The organism is Desulforhopalus singaporensis, assembly GCF_900104445.1.
Lineage (GTDB): Bacteria > Desulfobacterota > Desulfobulbia > Desulfobulbales > Desulfocapsaceae > Desulforhopalus_A > Desulforhopalus_A singaporensis.
In genome coordinates, this window is the sequence record NZ_FNJI01000005.1 from 165,502 (window position 1) to 183,474 (window position 17,973).

19 protein-coding genes are annotated in these 17,973 nt (G+C 52.6%); 6 read left to right on the forward strand and 13 right to left on the reverse strand.

The annotated features are described in order from the left end of the window. Positions 1-3: 3 nt before the first annotated feature. Both xerD and rpsU read right to left on the reverse strand, forming a co-directional pair. Positions 4-990 carry a site-specific tyrosine recombinase XerD gene (gene xerD / locus BLQ17_RS04865; RefSeq protein ID WP_092220362.1) on the reverse strand — a complete coding sequence of 329 codons (987 nt, stop codon included), beginning with the start codon at positions 988-990 and terminating at the stop codon, positions 4-6. 40 nt (positions 991-1,030) lie between these two features. Beyond that, entirely contained in the window at positions 1,031-1,222 is a 192-nt protein-coding gene (rpsU, locus tag BLQ17_RS04870; protein WP_342674179.1) for a 30S ribosomal protein S21, read from the reverse strand. 439 nt (positions 1,223-1,661) lie between these two features. On the opposite strand from rpsU, the gene BLQ17_RS04875 reads away from it, so the two are divergent. Then, entirely contained in the window at positions 1,662-2,618 is a 957-nt protein-coding gene (locus BLQ17_RS04875; RefSeq protein ID WP_092220366.1) for a D-alanine--D-alanine ligase family protein, read from the forward strand. A gap of 47 nt (positions 2,619-2,665) precedes the next feature. On the opposite strand, the gene fdhD is transcribed toward BLQ17_RS04875, so the two are convergent. Then, positions 2,666-3,451 carry a formate dehydrogenase accessory sulfurtransferase FdhD gene (gene fdhD, locus BLQ17_RS04880; protein WP_092220368.1) on the reverse strand — a complete coding sequence of 262 codons (786 nt, stop codon included), beginning with the start codon at positions 3,449-3,451 and terminating at the stop codon, positions 2,666-2,668. Between the two features lie 208 nt (positions 3,452-3,659). On the opposite strand from fdhD, the gene mobB reads away from it, so the two are divergent. After that, positions 3,660-4,307 carry a molybdopterin-guanine dinucleotide biosynthesis protein B gene (mobB, locus tag BLQ17_RS04885; RefSeq protein WP_092220370.1) on the forward strand — a complete coding sequence of 216 codons (648 nt, stop codon included), beginning with the start codon at positions 3,660-3,662 and terminating at the stop codon, positions 4,305-4,307. Between the two features lie 72 nt (positions 4,308-4,379). Here the strand turns inward: mobB and BLQ17_RS04890 are convergent, their stop codons facing one another. The 3 genes from BLQ17_RS04890 to serS form a co-directional block, all read right to left on the reverse strand. Next, a complete protein-coding gene (locus BLQ17_RS04890) occupies positions 4,380-5,996 on the reverse strand; it encodes a fumarate hydratase (protein ID WP_092220372.1) in 1,617 nt (538 codons plus the stop codon). 221 nt (positions 5,997-6,217) lie between these two features. Beyond that, complete coding sequence (locus BLQ17_RS04895; RefSeq protein ID WP_092220373.1) at positions 6,218-8,554, reverse strand: mechanosensitive ion channel family protein; 2,337 nt, start codon at positions 8,552-8,554, stop codon at positions 6,218-6,220. An 86-nt stretch (positions 8,555-8,640) separates the two neighbouring features. Then, positions 8,641-9,918 carry a serine--tRNA ligase gene (gene serS, locus BLQ17_RS04900; RefSeq protein WP_092220375.1) on the reverse strand — a complete coding sequence of 426 codons (1,278 nt, stop codon included), beginning with the start codon at positions 9,916-9,918 and terminating at the stop codon, positions 8,641-8,643. A 201-nt stretch (positions 9,919-10,119) separates the two neighbouring features. Here serS and tatC point away from each other — a divergent pair, with 201 nt between their 5' ends. Beyond that, on the forward strand, positions 10,120-10,851 hold the full coding sequence (tatC, locus tag BLQ17_RS04905) for a twin-arginine translocase subunit TatC (RefSeq protein WP_092220377.1): 732 nt from the start codon (positions 10,120-10,122) through the stop codon (positions 10,849-10,851). Here tatC and BLQ17_RS04910 read toward each other — a convergent pair. Beyond that, positions 10,848-11,264 carry a 2-thiouracil desulfurase family protein gene (locus BLQ17_RS04910; RefSeq protein WP_092220379.1) on the reverse strand — a complete coding sequence of 139 codons (417 nt, stop codon included), beginning with the start codon at positions 11,262-11,264 and terminating at the stop codon, positions 10,848-10,850. The two genes, tatC and BLQ17_RS04910, sit on opposite strands and share 4 nt — an antisense overlap. A gap of 19 nt (positions 11,265-11,283) precedes the next feature. On the opposite strand from BLQ17_RS04910, the gene BLQ17_RS04915 reads away from it, so the two are divergent. Next, a complete protein-coding gene (locus tag BLQ17_RS04915; RefSeq protein WP_092220381.1) occupies positions 11,284-11,619 on the forward strand; it encodes an FtsB family cell division protein in 336 nt (111 codons plus the stop codon). 41 nt (positions 11,620-11,660) lie between these two features. On the opposite strand, the gene BLQ17_RS23640 is transcribed toward BLQ17_RS04915, so the two are convergent. Further along, on the reverse strand, positions 11,661-11,876 hold the full coding sequence (locus BLQ17_RS23640; RefSeq protein WP_092220383.1) for an FmdB family zinc ribbon protein: 216 nt from the start codon (positions 11,874-11,876) through the stop codon (positions 11,661-11,663). Positions 11,877-11,978: 102 nt separating this feature from the next. Then, entirely contained in the window at positions 11,979-12,395 is a 417-nt protein-coding gene (locus tag BLQ17_RS04925) for a helix-turn-helix domain-containing protein (protein ID WP_092220385.1), read from the reverse strand. 182 nt (positions 12,396-12,577) lie between these two features. On the opposite strand from BLQ17_RS04925, the gene BLQ17_RS04930 reads away from it, so the two are divergent. Both BLQ17_RS04930 and BLQ17_RS04935 read left to right on the forward strand, forming a co-directional pair. Next, the gene (locus BLQ17_RS04930; protein WP_143005438.1) at positions 12,578-13,075 is read left to right on the forward strand and encodes a hypothetical protein; all 498 of its coding nucleotides are present in this window, start codon (positions 12,578-12,580) and stop codon (positions 13,073-13,075) included. 31 nt (positions 13,076-13,106) lie between these two features. Continuing rightward, positions 13,107-13,940 carry a uracil-DNA glycosylase gene (locus BLQ17_RS04935; protein WP_092220388.1) on the forward strand — a complete coding sequence of 278 codons (834 nt, stop codon included), beginning with the start codon at positions 13,107-13,109 and terminating at the stop codon, positions 13,938-13,940. A gap of 76 nt (positions 13,941-14,016) precedes the next feature. Here the strand turns inward: BLQ17_RS04935 and BLQ17_RS04940 are convergent, their stop codons facing one another. The 4 genes from BLQ17_RS04940 to BLQ17_RS04955 all read right to left on the reverse strand — a co-directional run bounded on the left by BLQ17_RS04940 (position 14,017) and on the right by BLQ17_RS04955 (position 17,968). Continuing rightward, positions 14,017-14,424 (reverse strand): PqqD family protein, encoded by a 408-nt coding sequence (locus BLQ17_RS04940; RefSeq protein ID WP_092220390.1) that lies wholly within the window; start codon positions 14,422-14,424, stop codon positions 14,017-14,019. After that, positions 14,411-15,277 (reverse strand): hypothetical protein, encoded by an 867-nt coding sequence (locus tag BLQ17_RS04945; protein ID WP_143005439.1) that lies wholly within the window; start codon positions 15,275-15,277, stop codon positions 14,411-14,413. The genes BLQ17_RS04940 and BLQ17_RS04945 overlap by 14 nt, the downstream gene beginning before the upstream one ends. 2 nt (positions 15,278-15,279) lie before the next feature. Next, positions 15,280-15,885 carry a hypothetical protein gene (locus tag BLQ17_RS04950; protein ID WP_092220393.1) on the reverse strand — a complete coding sequence of 202 codons (606 nt, stop codon included), beginning with the start codon at positions 15,883-15,885 and terminating at the stop codon, positions 15,280-15,282. 124 nt (positions 15,886-16,009) lie between these two features. Beyond that, complete coding sequence (locus BLQ17_RS04955) at positions 16,010-17,968, reverse strand: OPT family oligopeptide transporter (RefSeq protein WP_092220395.1); 1,959 nt, start codon at positions 17,966-17,968, stop codon at positions 16,010-16,012. Positions 17,969-17,973 lie beyond the last annotated feature (5 nt).

The following is a 17,973-nucleotide window of genomic DNA, read 5'->3' on the forward strand; positions in this document are numbered from 1 at the left end:
GGTCTATCCCCTGGGGTGAAATTTCTTGTGGATTTTTTTCAGCCTGTCCTGGTCGATATGGGTATATATCTGGGTGGTGGCAATGTCAGAATGCCCGAGCATCATCTGTACCGAACGCAGATCCGCTCCGTGGCTCAGAAGGTGGGTGGCAAAGGAATGTCGCAGCATATGGGGTGATATCTCCTTGGTGATCCCCGCCGCCAGGGCGGCCTGCCTGATAATCTGGTAGAACCTCAGCCGGGTCATGCAGGTCCCGAGATGGGTTATGAAGAGATAGTTGCTCCGCCTGTTTTTTAAAATCAGCGCGCGCGCCGTCTTGATGTAGAGTTCGACCCTTTCTTTGGCAAACTCGCCAAAAGGCACGAGGCGTTCCTTGCTGCCTTTGCCCACCACTCTGACAAACCCTGCGTGCAGGTTGCATCCGGAAAGCGGCAGCTGTACAAGTTCTGAAACCCGCAGGCCGGTGGCGTAGAGCAGCACCAGCATAGCGTTGTTTCGCCTGGCTATCGGGGTGAGGATATGGGGCGGTTCCAGCAGTTGCTGGACCTCTTCCACCGAGAGTGCCCTGGGCAGGGTACTGCCGCTTTTCGGCAATCCGGCGATGTTGAAGGGGTTGTTGTTGACCTGGTTTTCCCTGGCGAGAAAATCGAAAAAAGATTTCAGGGCCGAGACCCGTCTGCTATTGGTCCGGTTTGACGATTTCCTGACTGTGCGGCAATGATCGAGAAAAGAGTGGAGCGTTGCGATGTCGACCCGGTTGAGCGAGCGCGTGCCTGTCGCTGCCACATAGGTCAGAAAAATAGTTATATCGTTGTCGTAGGCTTCTATTGAATTTTCCGAAAATCTTCTTTCGGTGATCAGGTAATGCAGGTAACGTTCGTGATGCCCTGCAAAAACCGGGGGTAGGGTAGAATTTGCGATAGTTGTTCGTGTGGCTGTAGTTATGACAGGGACCACCGGCTGTCCGGCAAAAAAGTAACCAGCGGGCATCGGCGATTGCACGCTGGTTACCAGAAAACCGTCAACCGGCTTACATGGCCTTTCGCATTCTGTTGAACTTGCGGAGCTTTCTCCGAGCTTCAGCTTGCTTTCTGCGCTTTTTCACGCTCGGCTTCTCATAGTATTCGCGACGCTTAAGCTCTCTTTTGATACCGTCTATCTGCAGCTTTTTTTTGAGCTGACGGATCGCGTACTCAAGATCTCCTCGAACTTCAACTTCTATCATTATGGGCTCCGTTTAACGAAATAATCTTGTTTATTGAAAAAGATCATGCACTTGCACGTCTTCTCGACAAATAGTTCTTATTTAGTGACAACAATCTCTTTTATATACTAAACAGCAAGTCCGTTTGTCAATGGAATTTTGCACGGTGCGGTTGTTCCCCTCGGCGAAGAAGAGGGCGGGCCGTGGTGGGGCAACCGATTGTACAGGCGGCCGCACCAATACCCGGGTGGCGGCGCTGCTCTCTCAGGAGAAAATGTGTTAATCCGACGGGCCTCACCCACTGTTTTGCCATAATGGCAAAACAGCTTTTGGGCAAGCTGCCCGATTATGTTAAGCTTGCCGGATACTAACATATCCATCGGTATCACAGAGCAGTGTTTTTTACTTTCACTGCCTTTATGAACAACTGAAAACAGAGCAGGAGGATAACTATAACATGCAGACCAGCAAACTGTGTATTGCCCTGATTGCCGGAGGAGTGTCCGGTGAACGCCAAGTCTCCCTGAACGGCGCCGCCGGAGTGGAAAAAGCCCTCGATCCTGATAAATTCGATGTAAAACGGTACGATCCGGCAACCGACCTCCCCCGTTTGGCCGCCGATGCCGCAAACATCGATTTCGCCTTTATACTTCTTCACGGACTCTACGGCGAAGACGGCACCATGCAGGGTTTTCTCGATTTACTGCAGATACCCTACCAGGGGGCGGGAGTTCTCGGCAGTGCCATAGCGATGGACAAACACCTGGCCAAGGAACTCTACAGACTGTATGGACTGCCGGTGGCCGACTGGGAATTGGTAACGAAGGGTGACAGCTTTGATGCGGACTCTCTGGAGGCCAGGTTCGGGGTTCCCGTGGTTATCAAGCCGGTTCGTGAAGGCTCGAGCCTTGGCCTGACCATTGCCAGGTCGAAGCAGGAACTTGTGGATGGGATCGAAAAGGCCCTGGTTCACGACAGCCAGGTAATGGTGGAAAAGTATATCGAGGGGCGGGAAATTACGGTTGGCGTTCTCGGTAACGACGACCCGGTCGGGTTGCCGGTTATCGAGATCATCCCCGGAGAGGAGTTTGAGTTTTTCGATTATAATGCCAAGTACAAGCCCGGGGCCAGCGAAGAGATATGCCCGGCTGATATAAGTGAACAACTCAGGGATCTGGTTCAGGGGTACGGGGTTGAAGCACACAAGGCTTTGCGTCTTAAGGGGTATTCCCGAACGGATATGATCATCGGCAACGACGGAAATGTTTATCTGCTTGAGACCAACACCATACCCGGCATGACCGAAACCAGCCTTATGCCCCAGGCGGCGGCGGAATACGGACTGGCTTTTCCCCAGTTTCTGGAAAAACTCATAGAGCTGGGGCTTGAAGGCAGAAAAACAAAAGAAAGCTGATGTCGCTCGATTGGCTTATTTCCTGCCTTCCCCGGTGACTGTGCACGCTAACAGATAATGCGCCGGGGTTCGTTGAATACGTTGACCCTGCCCGGTCTTGCGTAGGCAGCGAGCGTGGCCCCGGCTCTTCTGGCTATTGCCAGCCCAAGAGATGACGGCGCCGTTCTCGACATAATGATGGGAATGCCGATTCTTGCGCACTTGAGTACCATGTCGGAGGTGAGTCTGCCGGTGGTGTAGATTGCCCCTTTCGGACCTATGCGGCCAAGGAGGATTGCGCCCAGGACTTTGTCTACCGCGTTGTGGCGGCCCACGTCTTCATAGTAGACCTGAAGTTGCCCGTTCTGCCAGAACCCGCAGCCGTGGATGCAATGGGTCTGGGGGCCCAGGGGCGAGCTTTGCAGGGAATCCTTGATGAAACGGCCCATTTCATCGAAGGTTATGGTGCATTCCTGCAGCGGTTCGAAGGCGCCTTCAAGCATTTCCTTTGAAATCTTTCCGGTTCCGCCGCATCCAGAGGTGATAATGACTTCTTTGGGAGTCGAGCTGTCCACGTCTGCGTAAACCGCAATGCGTCCTTCCGGACAGACGTAGACCTCCTTCACCTCCCGGGGGTGTTTTATGTACCCCTGCCCGAACAGAAAGCCGACACCAAATTCCTCAAGAGCTGAAGGCAATACCATGGATGAACCGATCGTTTCATCGTTGAGAGCAATGGAGTAGGGGGTCTCTATGGCCACTTGCTCAAGCTGCTCTTGCGCCCCGTCGGGAGTGAGCACGGTGGTGGTGTGACTCATGGTCAGCGAAGTGGTGTATGTTTGTGCTTTACTCATTGTCGTCTGTCGCGTAGATAGTTGTTTAGGATTCATGCCACGTTGGAGTAGCTGAAACGACGTGGTGCGGGATACCGTAAAGAGGGTTGCAGATAATTTCAAGATACTTTTTAAAAAAACGAGATGCAGGGTGTGGAAGGCCGGGACATTTTTCTTTTTAGCGATCCCTGCCTGAAATACCGTTTTTCATCTTTTCTGTGGGGTATGTATGCCGGCAATCGTATCGTTTATCGGGTGGCACGACAGCGGCAAGACGACGCTTGCCAGCCGTGTAGTGGCGGAGGTGAAGAGGCTTGGTTACAATGTGGCTGTCATCAAATCGAGCAGTGAGAAGGGGATCGTGTTCGATTCCCCGGGAACGGATACTTACAAGCACACAAAAGCCGGAGCTGACGGGATAATGCTGGTTGCTCCCGACCAGATGATCGTCCGGACCGGAAACAAGGGGCTCGATTTGGCAACCCTTGCCAACAGGTTTTTCCCGGAAGTCGATCTGGTTGTCGGTGAAGGGTTCAAAACAGCGGACAGCATCGCCAAAATCGAGGTTTTCAAGGACAGCGACATGCGGATCAGGGAGCAGGTGGACGGGGTGGTGGCTATTGCCGCCAGCCACAGGGTCGTATCGCATCTGCCCGTTTTTTCCCTGGACGATGCCCGGGAAATAGCCCAATTCATCCTGGACCGGTTTTTTGAGGGGAAAAAAACAACAACATGCGTTGTCCTGGTCAACGACCGGCCGATATCTCTTGTCGGAAAGGACAGTGAAAAAATCACCAGGTTGGTAGCTGATTTTATCAGTGAGAGAGCGGGCGGGGATACGATTGAGTCGATCGATATCCACATCGACCTGAAGTGATGGCCACGACAATGAAGAAATGGACCTGCGGCACTGATCCGCCGCAGGTCCCGGTGCGGGTTTATGTTTTTATTACATAAGGCCGGAGAAGAAGTCGTTGCCTTTGTCGTCAACCAGAATAAATGCCGGAAAATCTTCAACCTCGATTTTCCATACCGCTTCCATACCCAGCTCCGGATAGTCGATACACTCAACCTTCTTGATATTTTCTTCCGCAAGAATCGCTGCAGGACCACCGATCGAACCGAGATAAAAACCGCCGTGGAGTCGGCAGGCGTCCGTCACCTGCTGCGATCTGTTGCCCTTGGCGATCATGATCATGGATCCGCCTTTTGACTGCAGCAGATCGACATAGCTGTCCATACGGCCGGCTGTGGTGGGACCGAAAGAGCCGGAAGGTTTTCCCGCCGGGGTCTTCGCCGGTCCGGCATAGTAGATCGGGTGCTTTTTCAGGTATTCCGGAATGTTATCGCCTCTGTCAAGGAGTTCCTTGAACTTGGCATGGGCAATATCCCTGCCGACCACGATGGTGCCGCTAAGCAGCAACGATGTCCCGACCGGATGTTTAGTCAGTTCAGCCAGGACCTCTTCCATCGGCCGGTTCAGGTCAATTTTCACCCCGTGGTCATGTTTGGCCCGGTATTTCTCAGGGATCAGTCTCCCCGGAGAGCTGTCCATCACCTCGATAAAGATGCCTTGCCGGTTGATCTTGGCCTTGATGTTGCGGTCTGCAGAACAGGAGACCCCCATGCCTACCGGGCAGGAAGCTCCGTGGCGCGGGAGACGCACCACCCGGACATCGTGGGTGAAGTATTTGCCGCCAAATTGGGCGCCGATACCCAGCTTTTGTGCGGCCTCCTGGAGGACCTTTTCCAGCTCCCTGTCGCGAAAGGCGCGTCCATGTTCGTTGCCTGAGGATGGCAGTTCGTCGAGGTACTTTGTCGACGCCATCTTGACGGTTTTGAGGTTGGCTTCAGCACTGGTGCCGCCGATCACAAAAGCGAGGTGATAGGGCGGGCAGGCGGCGGTTCCAAGGGTTTTCATCTTCGCCACCAGGAAATTTACCAGGGTATCCGGGTTAAGCAGCGCTTTTGTCTCCTGGAAAAGATAGGTCTTGTTGGCGCTTCCGCCTCCCTTGGCAACGAACAGGAATTTATACTCGTCGCCCTCTGTGGCATAAAGATCGATTTGCGCCGGAAGATTGGTTCCGGTGTTGGTCTCCCTGTACATATCGAGGGGAACTGTTTGCGAGTAGCGCAGGTTTTCCTCGGTATAGGTCTTGTAGACACCAAGAGACAGCGCCTCCGCATCGTTGACTCCGGTCCAGATATTCTGTCCTTTTTTACCGACGATGGTGGCGGTTCCGGTGTCCTGACAGATGGGCAGCACCATGTTTGCGGCAACCTCGGCGTTTTTGAGAAAAGCGAGCGCGACTCCCTTTTCATTCATCGACGCCTCATCGTCTTCGAGTATTTTCGCCACCTGCTGGTTGTGCGCCGGACGCAGCATAAACGAGACATCCTTCATCGCCGTGTTGGCGACCAGTGTCAGAGCTTCCCTGTCGATTTTTACTATTTCCCGGCCGCCGAAATCTTCGACCTTAACCAATTTTTCAGATCCTTCGATCTTTCGGTATTGTGTTTGATCTTCGCCCAGCGGGAAAGGGTCCTGATAGTAAAAGTCAGCCATGCCTGTGCTCCTTGTTGTAAAATAGAGAAATTGCTGTAACCGGGTATTGGTTTCAGTGCGCTGGTGCACAAGACAGTGGCAGCCGGCAGAGCGGCGTTGTCCCGGGCAGGGGCCGTGCGCCCGGTAAGCACTGAGATCATCCCGGCGATAATAGACGGTAAAAACAGATAGAATTCAGCACGTAGTTTTTACCTCGCACAACCGGATTTGGCCAGGGAATTTTAAAATACCGCTTTGTCGCCATGGCGCAGCTGCTGCGGTTGCTGTTTCTGGTCCGGGCCGCTCTTGGCAAAAGCTGCAGCGCCGGCACCGTTGATGATCTTTTCCCTGGTTTCCCCTGAAAGGCTGCTCACCTTATCGGCGTTGTCAAGGCCGGGGATATCGACAATAACTTTACGGTGAGCGTACTCGATCCCCTTGGCTTGTAATGCTTCGGTTATCCGTTTAAACGCTTCGCGCCGGATGACAAAGTGGGAACCGGGTTTTGCGGTGAACTTGACCCTGATGGTCATCACCGAGTTGGTGATCTCGCGAACGCCTTGCGATTTGACCGGCCGTATGAAATCCTTGCCCATCTCCTCATCGTCGAGCATGGCGATGCCGACCTTCTTGATGATTTTTCTTACCTTGTCGATATCGGTGTCGTATGGGAAATCGAGGTTGAATTTCACCACGATTCCGCCACGCATATAGTTGGTTATCGCCCCGAGTTCGCTGTGTGGGATTATCTGCAGCATTCCCCGGTGATGGCGCAGCATCAGGTTCCTGAGGGTTATCGATTCCACGGTGCCGGAAACCGAGCCGGCAGTGAGGTATTCCCCGACCCGGAAGGAGTCGTCGAGCAGGTAGAAAAAACCGGACAGGATGTCGGATACAAGTTTTTGCGCCCCAAACCCCACCGCAAGGCCAATCACGCCCGCACCGGCGAGCAGCGGCCCGATATTGATCCCTGTCGCGGAGAGAATGGTCATGGTGACCATAACCGTGAGAGCTATGGCGACAAATTTGCGAATTATCGGCAGAAGCGTTTCCGCTCTTCCCTTGGGAGGGCCTGCTCCCCATTCGTCGTCGACGGCTGACTCTTCTTCCACCAGCGAATCCTGAAGCCTTTTAGCTATCCAGGTGTTGATGAGATGCCAGCATGTGAGCGCGATGGCGATGATAATCAGAGAATCCAGGGCGATCGCGGCCAATCTGGAGATAAACGGAATCCTGAAATCCCACAACCCGGCAAGCAATATCGCGACTATTGCCGCTAGTCCGGTCCTGGCGTACTTTCTGATCCTGAGGTATATCTTTTTCCCATCTTCTCTCTGGCGCACGATCTCTTCCGTGTCCGCAGACTCCTGGTACTGTTCCTGGTGGATCTTCAACAGGGTGACGCCATACAGGACAACCCGCTGGACGATCCTGTCGCCGGCCAGCCACAGCGGAAACGCAAATACGCTGAACATGAACGCGGCCCGTGTCCCATTTTGCGGCAGGGTAATGGAGTTGACCAGAAGGACCCACAACAGCGCCAGGTACAACAGGGCGAGGATGTGCCAGACCGCACCGAGCTGCTCCAGGACCCACAGGGTTTCCTTGTTCTTCTGGTCTGAGGAAAAGAGGTGTTTTTTTACTTTGGTCCGGTAAACGATGCAGCTTGCGCCGATGGCTCCCAGCAGGAGGGTGGCAAAACCCAGATACAGCAGCTGCACTGTTTTTTCTCCCGCTCCGAGCTTCTGGATCAGGGCAAGAAACATCAGTACCGAAATCATATATCCGGCAGCAACGGTGGTGATGTTGCTCCAGGCCCTGGCGGTCTTGCTCTTGAGAGTAACGAATCTGAACTCGGGAACATCCGGGGCAAACAGAATCAGAGAACCGCTGTAGATTGCCCGGGTTGATGTGATGGTGAGCAGCAGTGCCAGAAACGTAAGGTAGACAGGAGTGTTTTGGGTGGGGCCAAAAAGGGTGAAAGACAAGCAGGATATTCCGAAGAAAATCACCAGGCAGATCAGGTCGGGCAGGATATGGATGACGCTGGCCTGCAGACGTTTGCCCTTTGGCAGGTGGGGATCGAGTTCTTCCCTGTTGATCCGGAATCTCCCATAAAACAGCATGCGACGGCCAATCTGTTCGACCGCAAAACCTGCCGAAATGAAAAAAACGATCCACAACATGTTGACATAAATACCCCGAACTGTTCCTGAAGAAGATAGGGTCAACAGTGTCCGGTAAAGGTCATCGCTCACACCGGGGATGGCCTTGAACAGTGCTCGGAGGCGGTTGTCAGATTCAAGAAATTCGGATTCAAACAGGGACAGAACCCTGGTCGCCGACGGGGGTGGACCGACGGTCGTTGTGGCGCCATCTGCTGGTTGGCGGGACGCAGCAGTATCCTGCTGTAGTTCTTCGAGCAGCTGCCGTACCTCGGTATCGTCCAGGTCCGCCACCAGGGTGCGAATCCGGTCCGTGACAGCTGCGTCCTGCGCCGCACCGCCTCCCGTAGCGCATCCGAGCAACAGGATGAAGGTCAGGATCAGCTGGTAAAAAAACAATGTCGCTTTTTGCATTCCATCCGTTCTGTAACACCAGGCCTTGATAGCCAATGGGGAACCCGTGCCCCTGTGATTTTAAGCATCAAGGACCCGGGTTCGATTTAAAAACGATTTTCGAAGTACGGCCTCAACACCTCGGGCAGCACGATGGTGCCGTCTTCCTGCTGGTAATTTTCAAGAATTGCCAGCAGGGTCCGGCCGACCGCCAACCCCGATCCGTTAAGGGTATGGACAAGTTTAGATTTTTTCTGGCCGGCGGGTTTGTATCTTATGCCTCCGCGCCTGGCCTGGAAATCAAGAAAGTTGGAGCATGAGGAAATCTCGCGATAGGCGTTCTGGCCAGGCAGCCAGACTTCGATATCGTATGTCTTTGTTGCCGAAAAACCGAGATCTCCGGTGCAGAGGGTCACTACCCGATAGTGCAGTCCGAGCATCCTGAGAACTGTTTCAGCTTCACTGAGAAGACTCTCAAGTTCCAGGCCGGAAGTCTCTGGGGTGGTGAACTTGACCAGCTCCACCTTGTCAAACTGATGCTGTCTTATGAGCCCTCTCGTGTCCCTGCCATGACTTCCCGCTTCCGACCGGAAACAGGGGGTATATGCGGTGTATTTCAGCGGCAGATCTTTTTCGCTCAAGGTTTCGCCCCGGTGGATATTGGTCACCGGCACCTCTGCAGTGGGGATGAGGTAGAGGTCCCAGTCCTGTATCTTAAAGAGATCTTCGGCAAACTTTGGCAGCTGCCCTGTCGCCGTCATGGTGGGAGTGTTGACCATGAAAGGGGGAAGCACTTCGGTATAGCCGTGTTTCTGGGTATGGAGATCAAGGAAGAAATTAATGAGAGCCCGCTCAAGCCTTGCGGCGAACCCTTTGAGCAGGGCGAACCTTGCTCCCGAGAGTTTTGCCGCCGTTTCAAAATCGATTATATCCTGCTGCTCCCCGAGCTCCCAGTGGGGCTTGGGATCGAAAGTGAACGTCGGTTTTTCGCCCCATTTTCTTATCTCGACATTGTCGGAATCGTCCTGGCCCACCGGGACGCTGTCGTCACAGAGATTGGGGATGGCCATGACAATCTCTGCAAGGCTCTGTTCAATATCGCCCAGCTGGCCGTCGAGTTCCTTGATCGACTGATTGGTCTCGCGCATCTCGACGATTAAGTCGTCGGCTTTTTTCTTTTCTTCCTGACTGCCTTTTTTCAATATGCCGATCTGGTCGGAAACCGTATTACGCTTATTTTTTAAGTTTTCGACCTCCTGTAACAGTGCAAGCCGTTTTTTGTCCGTTTTAGCAAAATCGTTTACCAGGGTCGGCTCCATTCCCCTGCGTATGCATTTTTCTTTAACTAACTCAATATTTTCTCTAATGAATCGTAGCTCGAGCATGGTTTTTTATCTGGTTGATGTGAATTGTTAACGCTGCGGAATTTATTATTTATCACGGCTGTTTGTTGAAATCAACCTCTATAAAATTGCAATTTTCCCAGGCTTCTGATAGGTTGTCCTGCAAACAGTGCAGCATCTGAATGCTCCCTTTTCAGGTCAAAAGACAACTCTACAATGAGAGCAACCTGGTTTTTGCAATAAATGATTCCCCTGAATAAACTGGTCATCTTTATCGCCGAGTTGCGTAAATCGATTCGCCGCCTGGGAGTTACCGTTATCCTCACGACGGTGGCGATTTTTTTTCTCTCGCCGCACCTGCTTCATCTGGTCCAGGAACATTTGGCGGATAAACTCTACTTTTTTTCAGTTGCCGGGCCTTTTCTCGCCCACGTCAAACTTTCCCTGTTTGCGGCAATTTATGTCCTTGTGCCATGGCTGATGACCGTACTGTGGCGGTCGATGTGCAAACCCTTCGGTGTCCCCGGCGGACAGTTGTTCTTTTTTATTTTTTTTACCTGCCTGCTTTTTTATGCGGGGACAATATTCTGTTATTTTGTCACCCTGCCTTTCGGTATTAAATTTCTGCTCGGATTTAGCTCGGAAGAGCTCAAGCCGGTGATCTCGGTCGGCAGGTTCGTCAATTTCATCACCCTGTTCATTCTCGCGTTCGGAGTGATTTTCGAGTTGCCCATCTTTATGGTGTTTCTGGCCAAGGTGAAGGTCTTCAAAAGAAAGTTTTACGAAAAAAACCGACGCTACGCGGTGCTCCTGATCGCCATTTTGTCCGCTGTTCTGACCCCCACTCCTGATGTGGTGAACATGTCGCTGATGGGAGGGCCGCTCTATATCCTGTACGAATCGGGTATAATCATTTTGCGTATTTTGCGAATAGGGGGGGAAGACGCTGCAGGTGAACGAGAGCAACAGGCCTAGAATTCAACCAGTTCAACCCCCCGCCTTCTCAGCAGGGCCGCAGTAACTCCTATGGGGTCTGCTACCGCGCACGAAGGGCTCCCAGCTTTTAAATACGCTTTTTCAACGTGGAGAAGGTTTACTATTTTTTCGATCTCCTTGGCTCCTTTGATAAACTCTTGGGTGAGATCGGTGCCGTTTTTTGTTATAACTGTGGCTATGCCGTTGAGGACAGCGTCACCGTCTCCGCCGCGGATGTTCGCCGCTTCCCGGGGGGTGGGCAGACCTCCCAGCTGCTCGGGACACACCGGTATCCAGGACGTTTTATTGAGCATGGCCAGACAGTGACGGCTTGGTTTGAGCTTTGCGTCATAGCGGGTACAGAGGCCGACAAGACAGGCGCTGACTAAAATTACCGGGTGTTGAATCTGCATACTTTTAATTTGATGAATTATGTACCACTCCAGAAAGAGAACGAAACTTCAGCAAATGCTGCCGTCGGGGGAAAAGAAGGTTTTTCGAAAAGTCATGGCGGTCGCCGTTCTTCTATTCCTGTCGTGGATTATGTTTGCTCCCGGCGCCGGGCTGTTGTCTTTTTTTGGCAAGTTATCCGATTATCGTCGGCTTGAGGAAAGAGCGAACCTTCTGGAGAAGGAAAATGCCGCCCTACAGCAGGATATTGAACGGCTGCTTGCCGATCCGCAGTATCTTGAGGATATTGCCAGGAGAAAGCACAATCTCCTCAAGAAAAACGAGAAAGTTTTTGATTTCTCACGCTCGGGAAAATGAAAAATAACTGAGGGGTTCGCACGGAACCACCATCAGGCAGCTCACGAGAAGCCTGAGGCTCCGCATCCTCTGGACGACGGGAGCGAGGGCGCCGAGCCTTCCCCGCCGGCGCGGACAACTCCTGCTGAGATCAGCTTGCTGACGTCTTCACTGCCGCATTTGTTGCACGTTGGTTTTTTGTCCTGCTGTGAGGATGAAAGCTGCAGTAATTCAAATACATTTTCACATTTGTTGCATCGATATTCAAAAATGGGCATGGCGGGTTCAGGTCATACTGTTGAGGTTACGGCTGGCAAATCTGCGCTGAGCCCGGCGGTCATGGCACCGAAATCTTCAGCGCGATGACCGCCGGGCTTGTTCTAGCTCAGCAGATTGGTGAAAATTGCACACTCCTTGCAGATTGCCAATTTGCCCTTTTGCGGAACGTCGTGGGTACATTCGCACAGGGTTCCGCAGAGAAACCAGCATAGATGTCCACTCTGGAATTCCCAGGCCGGACACTGGTCCTTTACTGCACAGTTTTTTTGTTCCCAGCAGGGCTGGAGGCTGTCTCTGCGTCCTCGCTGGTTGATCAGCAGAAAATAGATGTGTCTTTCTATATGGGAGGGAATAGTCCGCCACCCCTGCTCGTAACTGTGTATGGTCTTCAACGACACGCCGAGCAGTTCTGCAAGCTGTTTCTGGGTCTTGCCAAGTTTTTTTCTTGCAAGGCTGAATTCTTCCTTGGTCAAGGGTGGTACCTCTCTTGTTTGGTTGATTACATTTTTTTGTGTCATACAATAATAGTCATGGTTAATGAAATTACCAAAAAATGAAGCTTATGGCTTTGACTTTTCAGGCCTTAGATGTAAAAGATTGTCTCAGGCAACGGTTCGGGGTAGAATATTTCCTGGCTCAGCGCCTGATTCAGTTTTTTAGAAAACTCGATATAAACAAAAAAAATTCCGTGTGGTGTGGGATGAAAACAAAATTTATATGCTGGCTGTTTTGCTGGTTGGCGCTGGTGACAGCAGGGTGTTCCGGGTATCTTGTTCCTGAACAGGGCAGTGTTGCCGATCCGGAAAAGCGGATCGTGCTGACCGTTGATTCGGAGACAGAACAGGTGTACCAGACTCCCGAACTTAAGCTTGTCTATTCGCTCAGGGAAAATGAGGGTTCCTATGAATACCGGGGCCGACTTCATTTTGACCGGAGCCTGACAGATTCGTTTCCGATAATAAAAAATTTTTTCCTGAAATTGAATTTTCTCGATGAAGAAGGGCGGGTGCTGGCGACACTGGATGTCACCCCTTTTTATTCCGTCAGGGGACAGGTCATGCACTCGTTGGAGAAGAGAAAAACTCTTGCCATCCCTGCCGGATCGACCCAAATAACGTTCAGCTATTACGGGATATTTGTCGGTGACGTTCCGCACATTGGCGAAGAGTGGCAGATTTTTGAATTCCCGTTTCATTGAACCCTTGGTTTTGTAAAAAAAAGAGAGCCAGGTGGACAACAGAAAACAGAGTATATTATCAGCCATACGGGGGGTGCTGCAGTATCACCGGGAAATAGGCATAAAGTATTACCCCGGAAGTTCCTCCGTGCGGTCGTTTATGAAGGCGGTCCCTGTGGCGGCCCGGAAGGCGGAGGAAAAAACAACCTCTTTTCATCCACCATCTTCGCTAGAAAGAAAAGACCGGCGCCCCCCGGCCAAGCCGCTAAACGAGCTCACCCTTGCACAGATAAAAGCGAATCTGGAGGAAATCTCTACCGAGGTTGCCGGATGCAGCGCCTGTGACTTGCACCGGTTACGGATCCATCCTGTGGCGGGCAGGGGAAATGAGCAGGCAAAACTGCTTGTGATCGGCGACTGGCTCGGCATAGATGAACAAAACAGTGGCCAGGGTGGCCGGTATCTTTTCGGTCACAGACAGGATGTGATGCTCTCCCGCATGCTGGCAGCTATCGGTCTGTCGGTTGACCAGGTCTTCATCACCAACGTCATCAAATGCGCAATCTCGACCAGCAGCCAGCCGCACGCAGACCATGTGCGCAGCTGTGTTTCGTACCTGCGCCGCCAGATAGCAGTGATACGGCCCGACCTCATCTGTACCATGGGGATGATCGCCGCTCGAGCCGTCCTGGAAAAAAAGATGCCGTTATCGAGATTACGCGGCAAATTCCACATGTACTCCGTTGACCAGCAACTGCAGATACCGGTTCTGACCACCTACCATCCGACCTACCTGCTGCAGAATGCCGAGATGAAAAAGGCCACCTGGCTTGATTTGCAGCTGGTTGCCAAAAAGCTGGGGCTGCCGATTTCACCATCCAGGTGATGATGGCGCTCCTGTTCTCTCGTTGTTGAAAAACCGGGTTAAACAGATAAAAAATACCGCAAAAAGATTCACGATATCAGGGGTGACGGAGCATGATAAGTCCCCGTTTACCGAGTTCTTTTAAAAAGGCGGTAACCGCCAGTTCGGCTTCCTGCAGGGACAGGCCGGTTTCCTGCGCCACCTGTTTTATTATGGTCTTGACATCGTGTTGCCCGTTCATCAGGTACCAGACCCTGCTGCCGGTCTCGTCAAGCTGAAGTTTTTTGGTGAGCCTGGTGCGGGGGGTTCCGGTGAACCTGCCAAGGATGTTTATGAAAAACGGTTTCAGCGCGATCGGATACTCGATAAGGGCGTCCCCGTTCTCCCCCGCCGCCCAGGTGACACCTTCCGTTTTTACCGGGATACAGCCAAGAGACTGGGTGCGGGTAAGTTTCGGTGCGTCGGCAGTCTGTTGGAAACCCTTTTTGTTACTAAATAATTTCATAGCGTTGGCTGTGGCTGTCAAGAGATGTGTCGCAGATGTTCGACGTTGATGACAGAATGATGGCAAGGAGGTGATCGCTCCCGGTGGTACGCCAGATTTTTGCCGTCAAAAAAGGGGGCTCTCTTTTCAGGCGATAGAACATTCTTTTTCCCCATCCTGGTTTTCTGTACCCGGTGCAGCTGTGTTCTTTTTGCTGTAACCTGATATGGTCGGTTCCGGCAAGAACGGGCAGGAGCGCAGCCAGCGACTGGTGCTCAAGCCTTTTCCCGGCACCGGCCAGTTTGCCAGCCATGAGCGAGTAGTCAGGACCGTTGAATTTCAGGCTGGTGAAGCCGGCCAGAAAGGAAAAATCCTGGAGATGAAAAGAGGGGGGAAGTTTGAGGGAAAAATCCTGGACCCTCCATAAAACCTCAGATCCCGGGCGGCACTTGAGGGACTTGAGAACACTTTTTACCATAGTTCTCAATCGGTGCTGGTGGGTCAACACCTGGAAGACGAGCAGTATGGTGCTCTGGCTGCAGTAGCAAATTCCCTCGGAAAGCTCACCGCGGTCGTCACCAAACAGCCGGGTGAAATCAAAATTGGCCGCCAAGTCGTCTTTATTGATGCTCCTTGCCAGCGGGCGCCCACCTTTTTGCGCCTGGTGGCGGATCTGTCTGACACGTGCTTCAAACCGGCTGGACGAGAGTTTGCCGACACGCTCCCAGCGAAGTTCAAAAAGCGGCGCAAAATCAAACTCAAACAGCAGGTGGCACGGTCCGGATACAATTGCCTCCCAGGTTTTGGGAACGGTCAGTTCTATACCGTTCCAGCCAACCATTTTTGCCGGTCCAGGTGGATATGGTTCAGTCATCGTCAGTCGGGGATCAGGTAGGACCAGCCGGTTTTTTGCGACTCATCACGGGATTGGGCAGGAAAGTTGTTCATGGTGTTTCTGCACATTTTCATGAAGCACTTCCTCTCCTCTATGATCTTTTCCGGGTAGGCAAGTTTTACCATGTTTCCTATCGATTCGCTGGTGTCCTTGCTGTTGTGCTGCAGTTTGAGGGTTACCTTGTCGTTGTTAGCGTCGTAAAAGTTCCATTTCCATATGTACTTGACGCCAAATGAGTCGCCTTCCCAGATATCGGGTTCGCCGAATTTCTCTTTAAATTTATCGAGCAGCTTATTGTAAAAAGTTTTCGATTTGTCCGCATACTTCATGTCGATTTTCAGGATCCGGTCGCTATAGAGACAGACACCATAGGAGATGACTCCCTTCCTGAACCCGTGCCAGTCGGTAATCACCTTTTCTTTCATGAAGTTGGTGTCCATGATGTTGGGATAGGAATTGATATCGCTGCCGATGGAAATTCCCGCTATCGACAGGGGAACCTCTTTCCCGTGCACCGGAGCTACGAACAAAAAACAGACCAGGGCAACAGTTGACAGCCATATGGCTTTAAGGGGTAACGCTGGCATTACAGATTCCTCTTAAAATGGTTTTGCAGGTTGTGTCAGTAGTGCGGACATCGTTGTATACCACAAAATATGCTGCTCTATTGAGACGGTGTCAAGAAAAAGCATCTGCACCGGCCGGACGCCGTCAATAGGCCATATGGCTCAGTGATTTGAGGATCAGGGCAAATCCCATACCCAGCATGCCGCTCAACCCCATACCGCAGGAAAAACCAGCCAGGAGGACGGGGGCGTACTGACGCCACATCGATCCATATTTTTTCAGGAAATAGTAACGGCCGACCAGGGCGCCGACCAGCTCAAGGATCAACCCGTGGGGGGTGGATTGTCCGAGCCCGCGCACCACTCCGTAGATAAGGAGTACCGGCAACCCCAGGAGGCTGAGCAGGACGTACACGATAAGGCCGAACCCGAACCCGGAAAACACCGTGGTGCCATTGAGGGCCTGGTAGAACATCGAGTTGCCTTCAATGGTGGAAGTCTGCATCAGCAGGGTGTTGAGCGCCTGGAGATGCCACAGTTCCTGGGCAAAGGGATAGCTCGCCGACGGGATGGGGGCAAGCCGCCAGATGAACTGGGAAAACATCAGGCTGGCGATCATGACGATCGGGAAAACCAGGATTTCAGCCTTGATTATTCCCCTCAGCGAGGTGCCGGTGAGTTCGATCTGCCTGAACTGCACCGTTGCTTCACCGTAATTGTGAATCGGGATCGGTGCGTACCAGATCTCTATCCCCTGATAGCCGAAGAACCTGGCGCCGGCTATGAAGCTGGCTTCCCTGACCAGCGGGAGGCTGACAAACTGTCCGGCTATCCCTTCCATCCGCGCGGTGATATAGGAGATGACCGGGGTGTAGATAAAGCCGTAGGCGAGAAAAAATACCCAGGGAAAGGAGGGGACCAGCCAGACGCAGAGTCCAACGTAGGAAAGGGTTGAGAAAAGGTAGATCAATATTGCGATCCAGAAATTGAAATCCCCTCTGCCGGGCGGCGGATTGAACAGGTCCGACAGCTTGCCGCGGTTGGTGTCCTGCTGGCTGAATGACCGTATTACCGACCAGATGCCGATGGCACCGATCGCCAGGCCCAAGCCGATGCCAAAACTCATGTAGAAATCAAAATTGTTGGCAAAAACGGTATCGACGGTGGCCATTCCCGGATGCCAGCGGTGAAGTATTCCCTCTTTATAGAGTATCGGGTTGAGGACGATGGTGATGATAAGTCCGGCAAAACCGCCGATAACAGCCCAGAACGGCAGAACCATGCCGACAAAAAGAAGGCCGAGGTCCAGCTGGAGCCCCGTTGCAACCGCCGGCAGAATTTCTTCGGTATAACCGGTAAGCTCGATCCACGGAATGGGGATCAGCCGGATCTGTTCGGTGAAAATGAGGCCGGAGATGATCGGCAGCAGTACATAGATAAAGCCGAACGCAAGGCCGATGACTCCGCCTATGGCGAATACCCGCCATTTCCAGCTCTGCTTTTTTTCTTCAGCCGATTCCGCCAGAGCCATGGTTCCCAGTGCCGCTACCGGGGCCATGGGAAAGGGCAGTTTTTCGACATCGGAAGTCACCCGGTACAGGGCGTAGCCCAGACCGAAATGATCTATTCTCTGAATTATCTGGGAACCCACCAGCAGCAGGATCGGCACAAGCCAGTCCCGGTGGAAAAAGGTCCTCTCAACCATCGACTGGGACTCCGGAGACGGCGCAATCCAGGACGGGATAAATTCCGTTACCCCTAGCATCCTGGCGGCGTCGGACTGCACCAGGTACTGATTCCACAGCAGCCCGGAAAAAGGCGAGGCAAGGGCGGCACCGGCCATGTAGTAGAGCAGGAAAATCTCCTGCTGCCTGAGGTCTGAATGAGCTCTCTTGGCGACTTCAGCAAACAGGATAATGGTAACCCACCTGGCCGCCGGACCTATGCCCTGACCTATGACCAGCTGCAGGTACATCGACCCCGGCATCATCAGAAAACCGATGAAGATTGCACCGATAATGGTTTTCCAGTCGAACCCTTCGTCAAACTCGGTGGGAGGCGGGAGCAGGTCCCGATATTCCTTTAGTTCCTTATCGTCGTACATAGATT

Excerpts from the sequence above, each read along its gene's own strand:
- BLQ17_RS04945 (WP_143005439.1), bottom strand. The coding sequence starts at position 15,277 with ATGACTGAACCATATCCACCTGGACCGGCAAAAATGGTTGGCTGGAAC.
- serS (WP_092220375.1), bottom strand. The coding sequence starts at position 9,918 with ATGCTCGAGCTACGATTCATTAGAGAAAATATTGAGTTAGTTAAAGAA.
- BLQ17_RS04950 (WP_092220393.1), bottom strand. The coding sequence starts at position 15,885 with ATGCCAGCGTTACCCCTTAAAGCCATATGGCTGTCAACTGTTGCCCTG.
- fdhD (WP_092220368.1), bottom strand. The coding sequence starts at position 3,451 with ATGAGTAAAGCACAAACATACACCACTTCGCTGACCATGAGTCACACC.
- BLQ17_RS04915 (WP_092220381.1), top strand. The coding sequence starts at position 11,284 with ATGTACCACTCCAGAAAGAGAACGAAACTTCAGCAAATGCTGCCGTCG.
- BLQ17_RS04890 (WP_092220372.1), bottom strand. The coding sequence starts at position 5,996 with ATGGCTGACTTTTACTATCAGGACCCTTTCCCGCTGGGCGAAGATCAA.
- BLQ17_RS04875 (WP_092220366.1), top strand. The coding sequence starts at position 1,662 with ATGCAGACCAGCAAACTGTGTATTGCCCTGATTGCCGGAGGAGTGTCC.
- BLQ17_RS04910 (WP_092220379.1), bottom strand. The coding sequence starts at position 11,264 with ATGCAGATTCAACACCCGGTAATTTTAGTCAGCGCCTGTCTTGTCGGC.
- BLQ17_RS04930 (WP_143005438.1), top strand. The coding sequence starts at position 12,578 with ATGAAAACAAAATTTATATGCTGGCTGTTTTGCTGGTTGGCGCTGGTG.
- BLQ17_RS04940 (WP_092220390.1), bottom strand. The coding sequence starts at position 14,424 with ATGAAATTATTTAGTAACAAAAAGGGTTTCCAACAGACTGCCGACGCA.
- BLQ17_RS04895 (WP_092220373.1), bottom strand. The coding sequence starts at position 8,554 with ATGCAAAAAGCGACATTGTTTTTTTACCAGCTGATCCTGACCTTCATC.
- BLQ17_RS04955 (WP_092220395.1), bottom strand. The coding sequence starts at position 17,968 with ATGTACGACGATAAGGAACTAAAGGAATATCGGGACCTGCTCCCGCCT.
- mobB (WP_092220370.1), top strand. The coding sequence starts at position 3,660 with ATGCCGGCAATCGTATCGTTTATCGGGTGGCACGACAGCGGCAAGACG.
- xerD (WP_092220362.1), bottom strand. The coding sequence starts at position 990 with ATGCCCGCTGGTTACTTTTTTGCCGGACAGCCGGTGGTCCCTGTCATA.
- BLQ17_RS04925 (WP_092220385.1), bottom strand. The coding sequence starts at position 12,395 with ATGACACAAAAAAATGTAATCAACCAAACAAGAGAGGTACCACCCTTG.
- tatC (WP_092220377.1), top strand. The coding sequence starts at position 10,120 with ATGATTCCCCTGAATAAACTGGTCATCTTTATCGCCGAGTTGCGTAAA.
- BLQ17_RS23640 (WP_092220383.1), bottom strand. The coding sequence starts at position 11,876 with ATGCCCATTTTTGAATATCGATGCAACAAATGTGAAAATGTATTTGAA.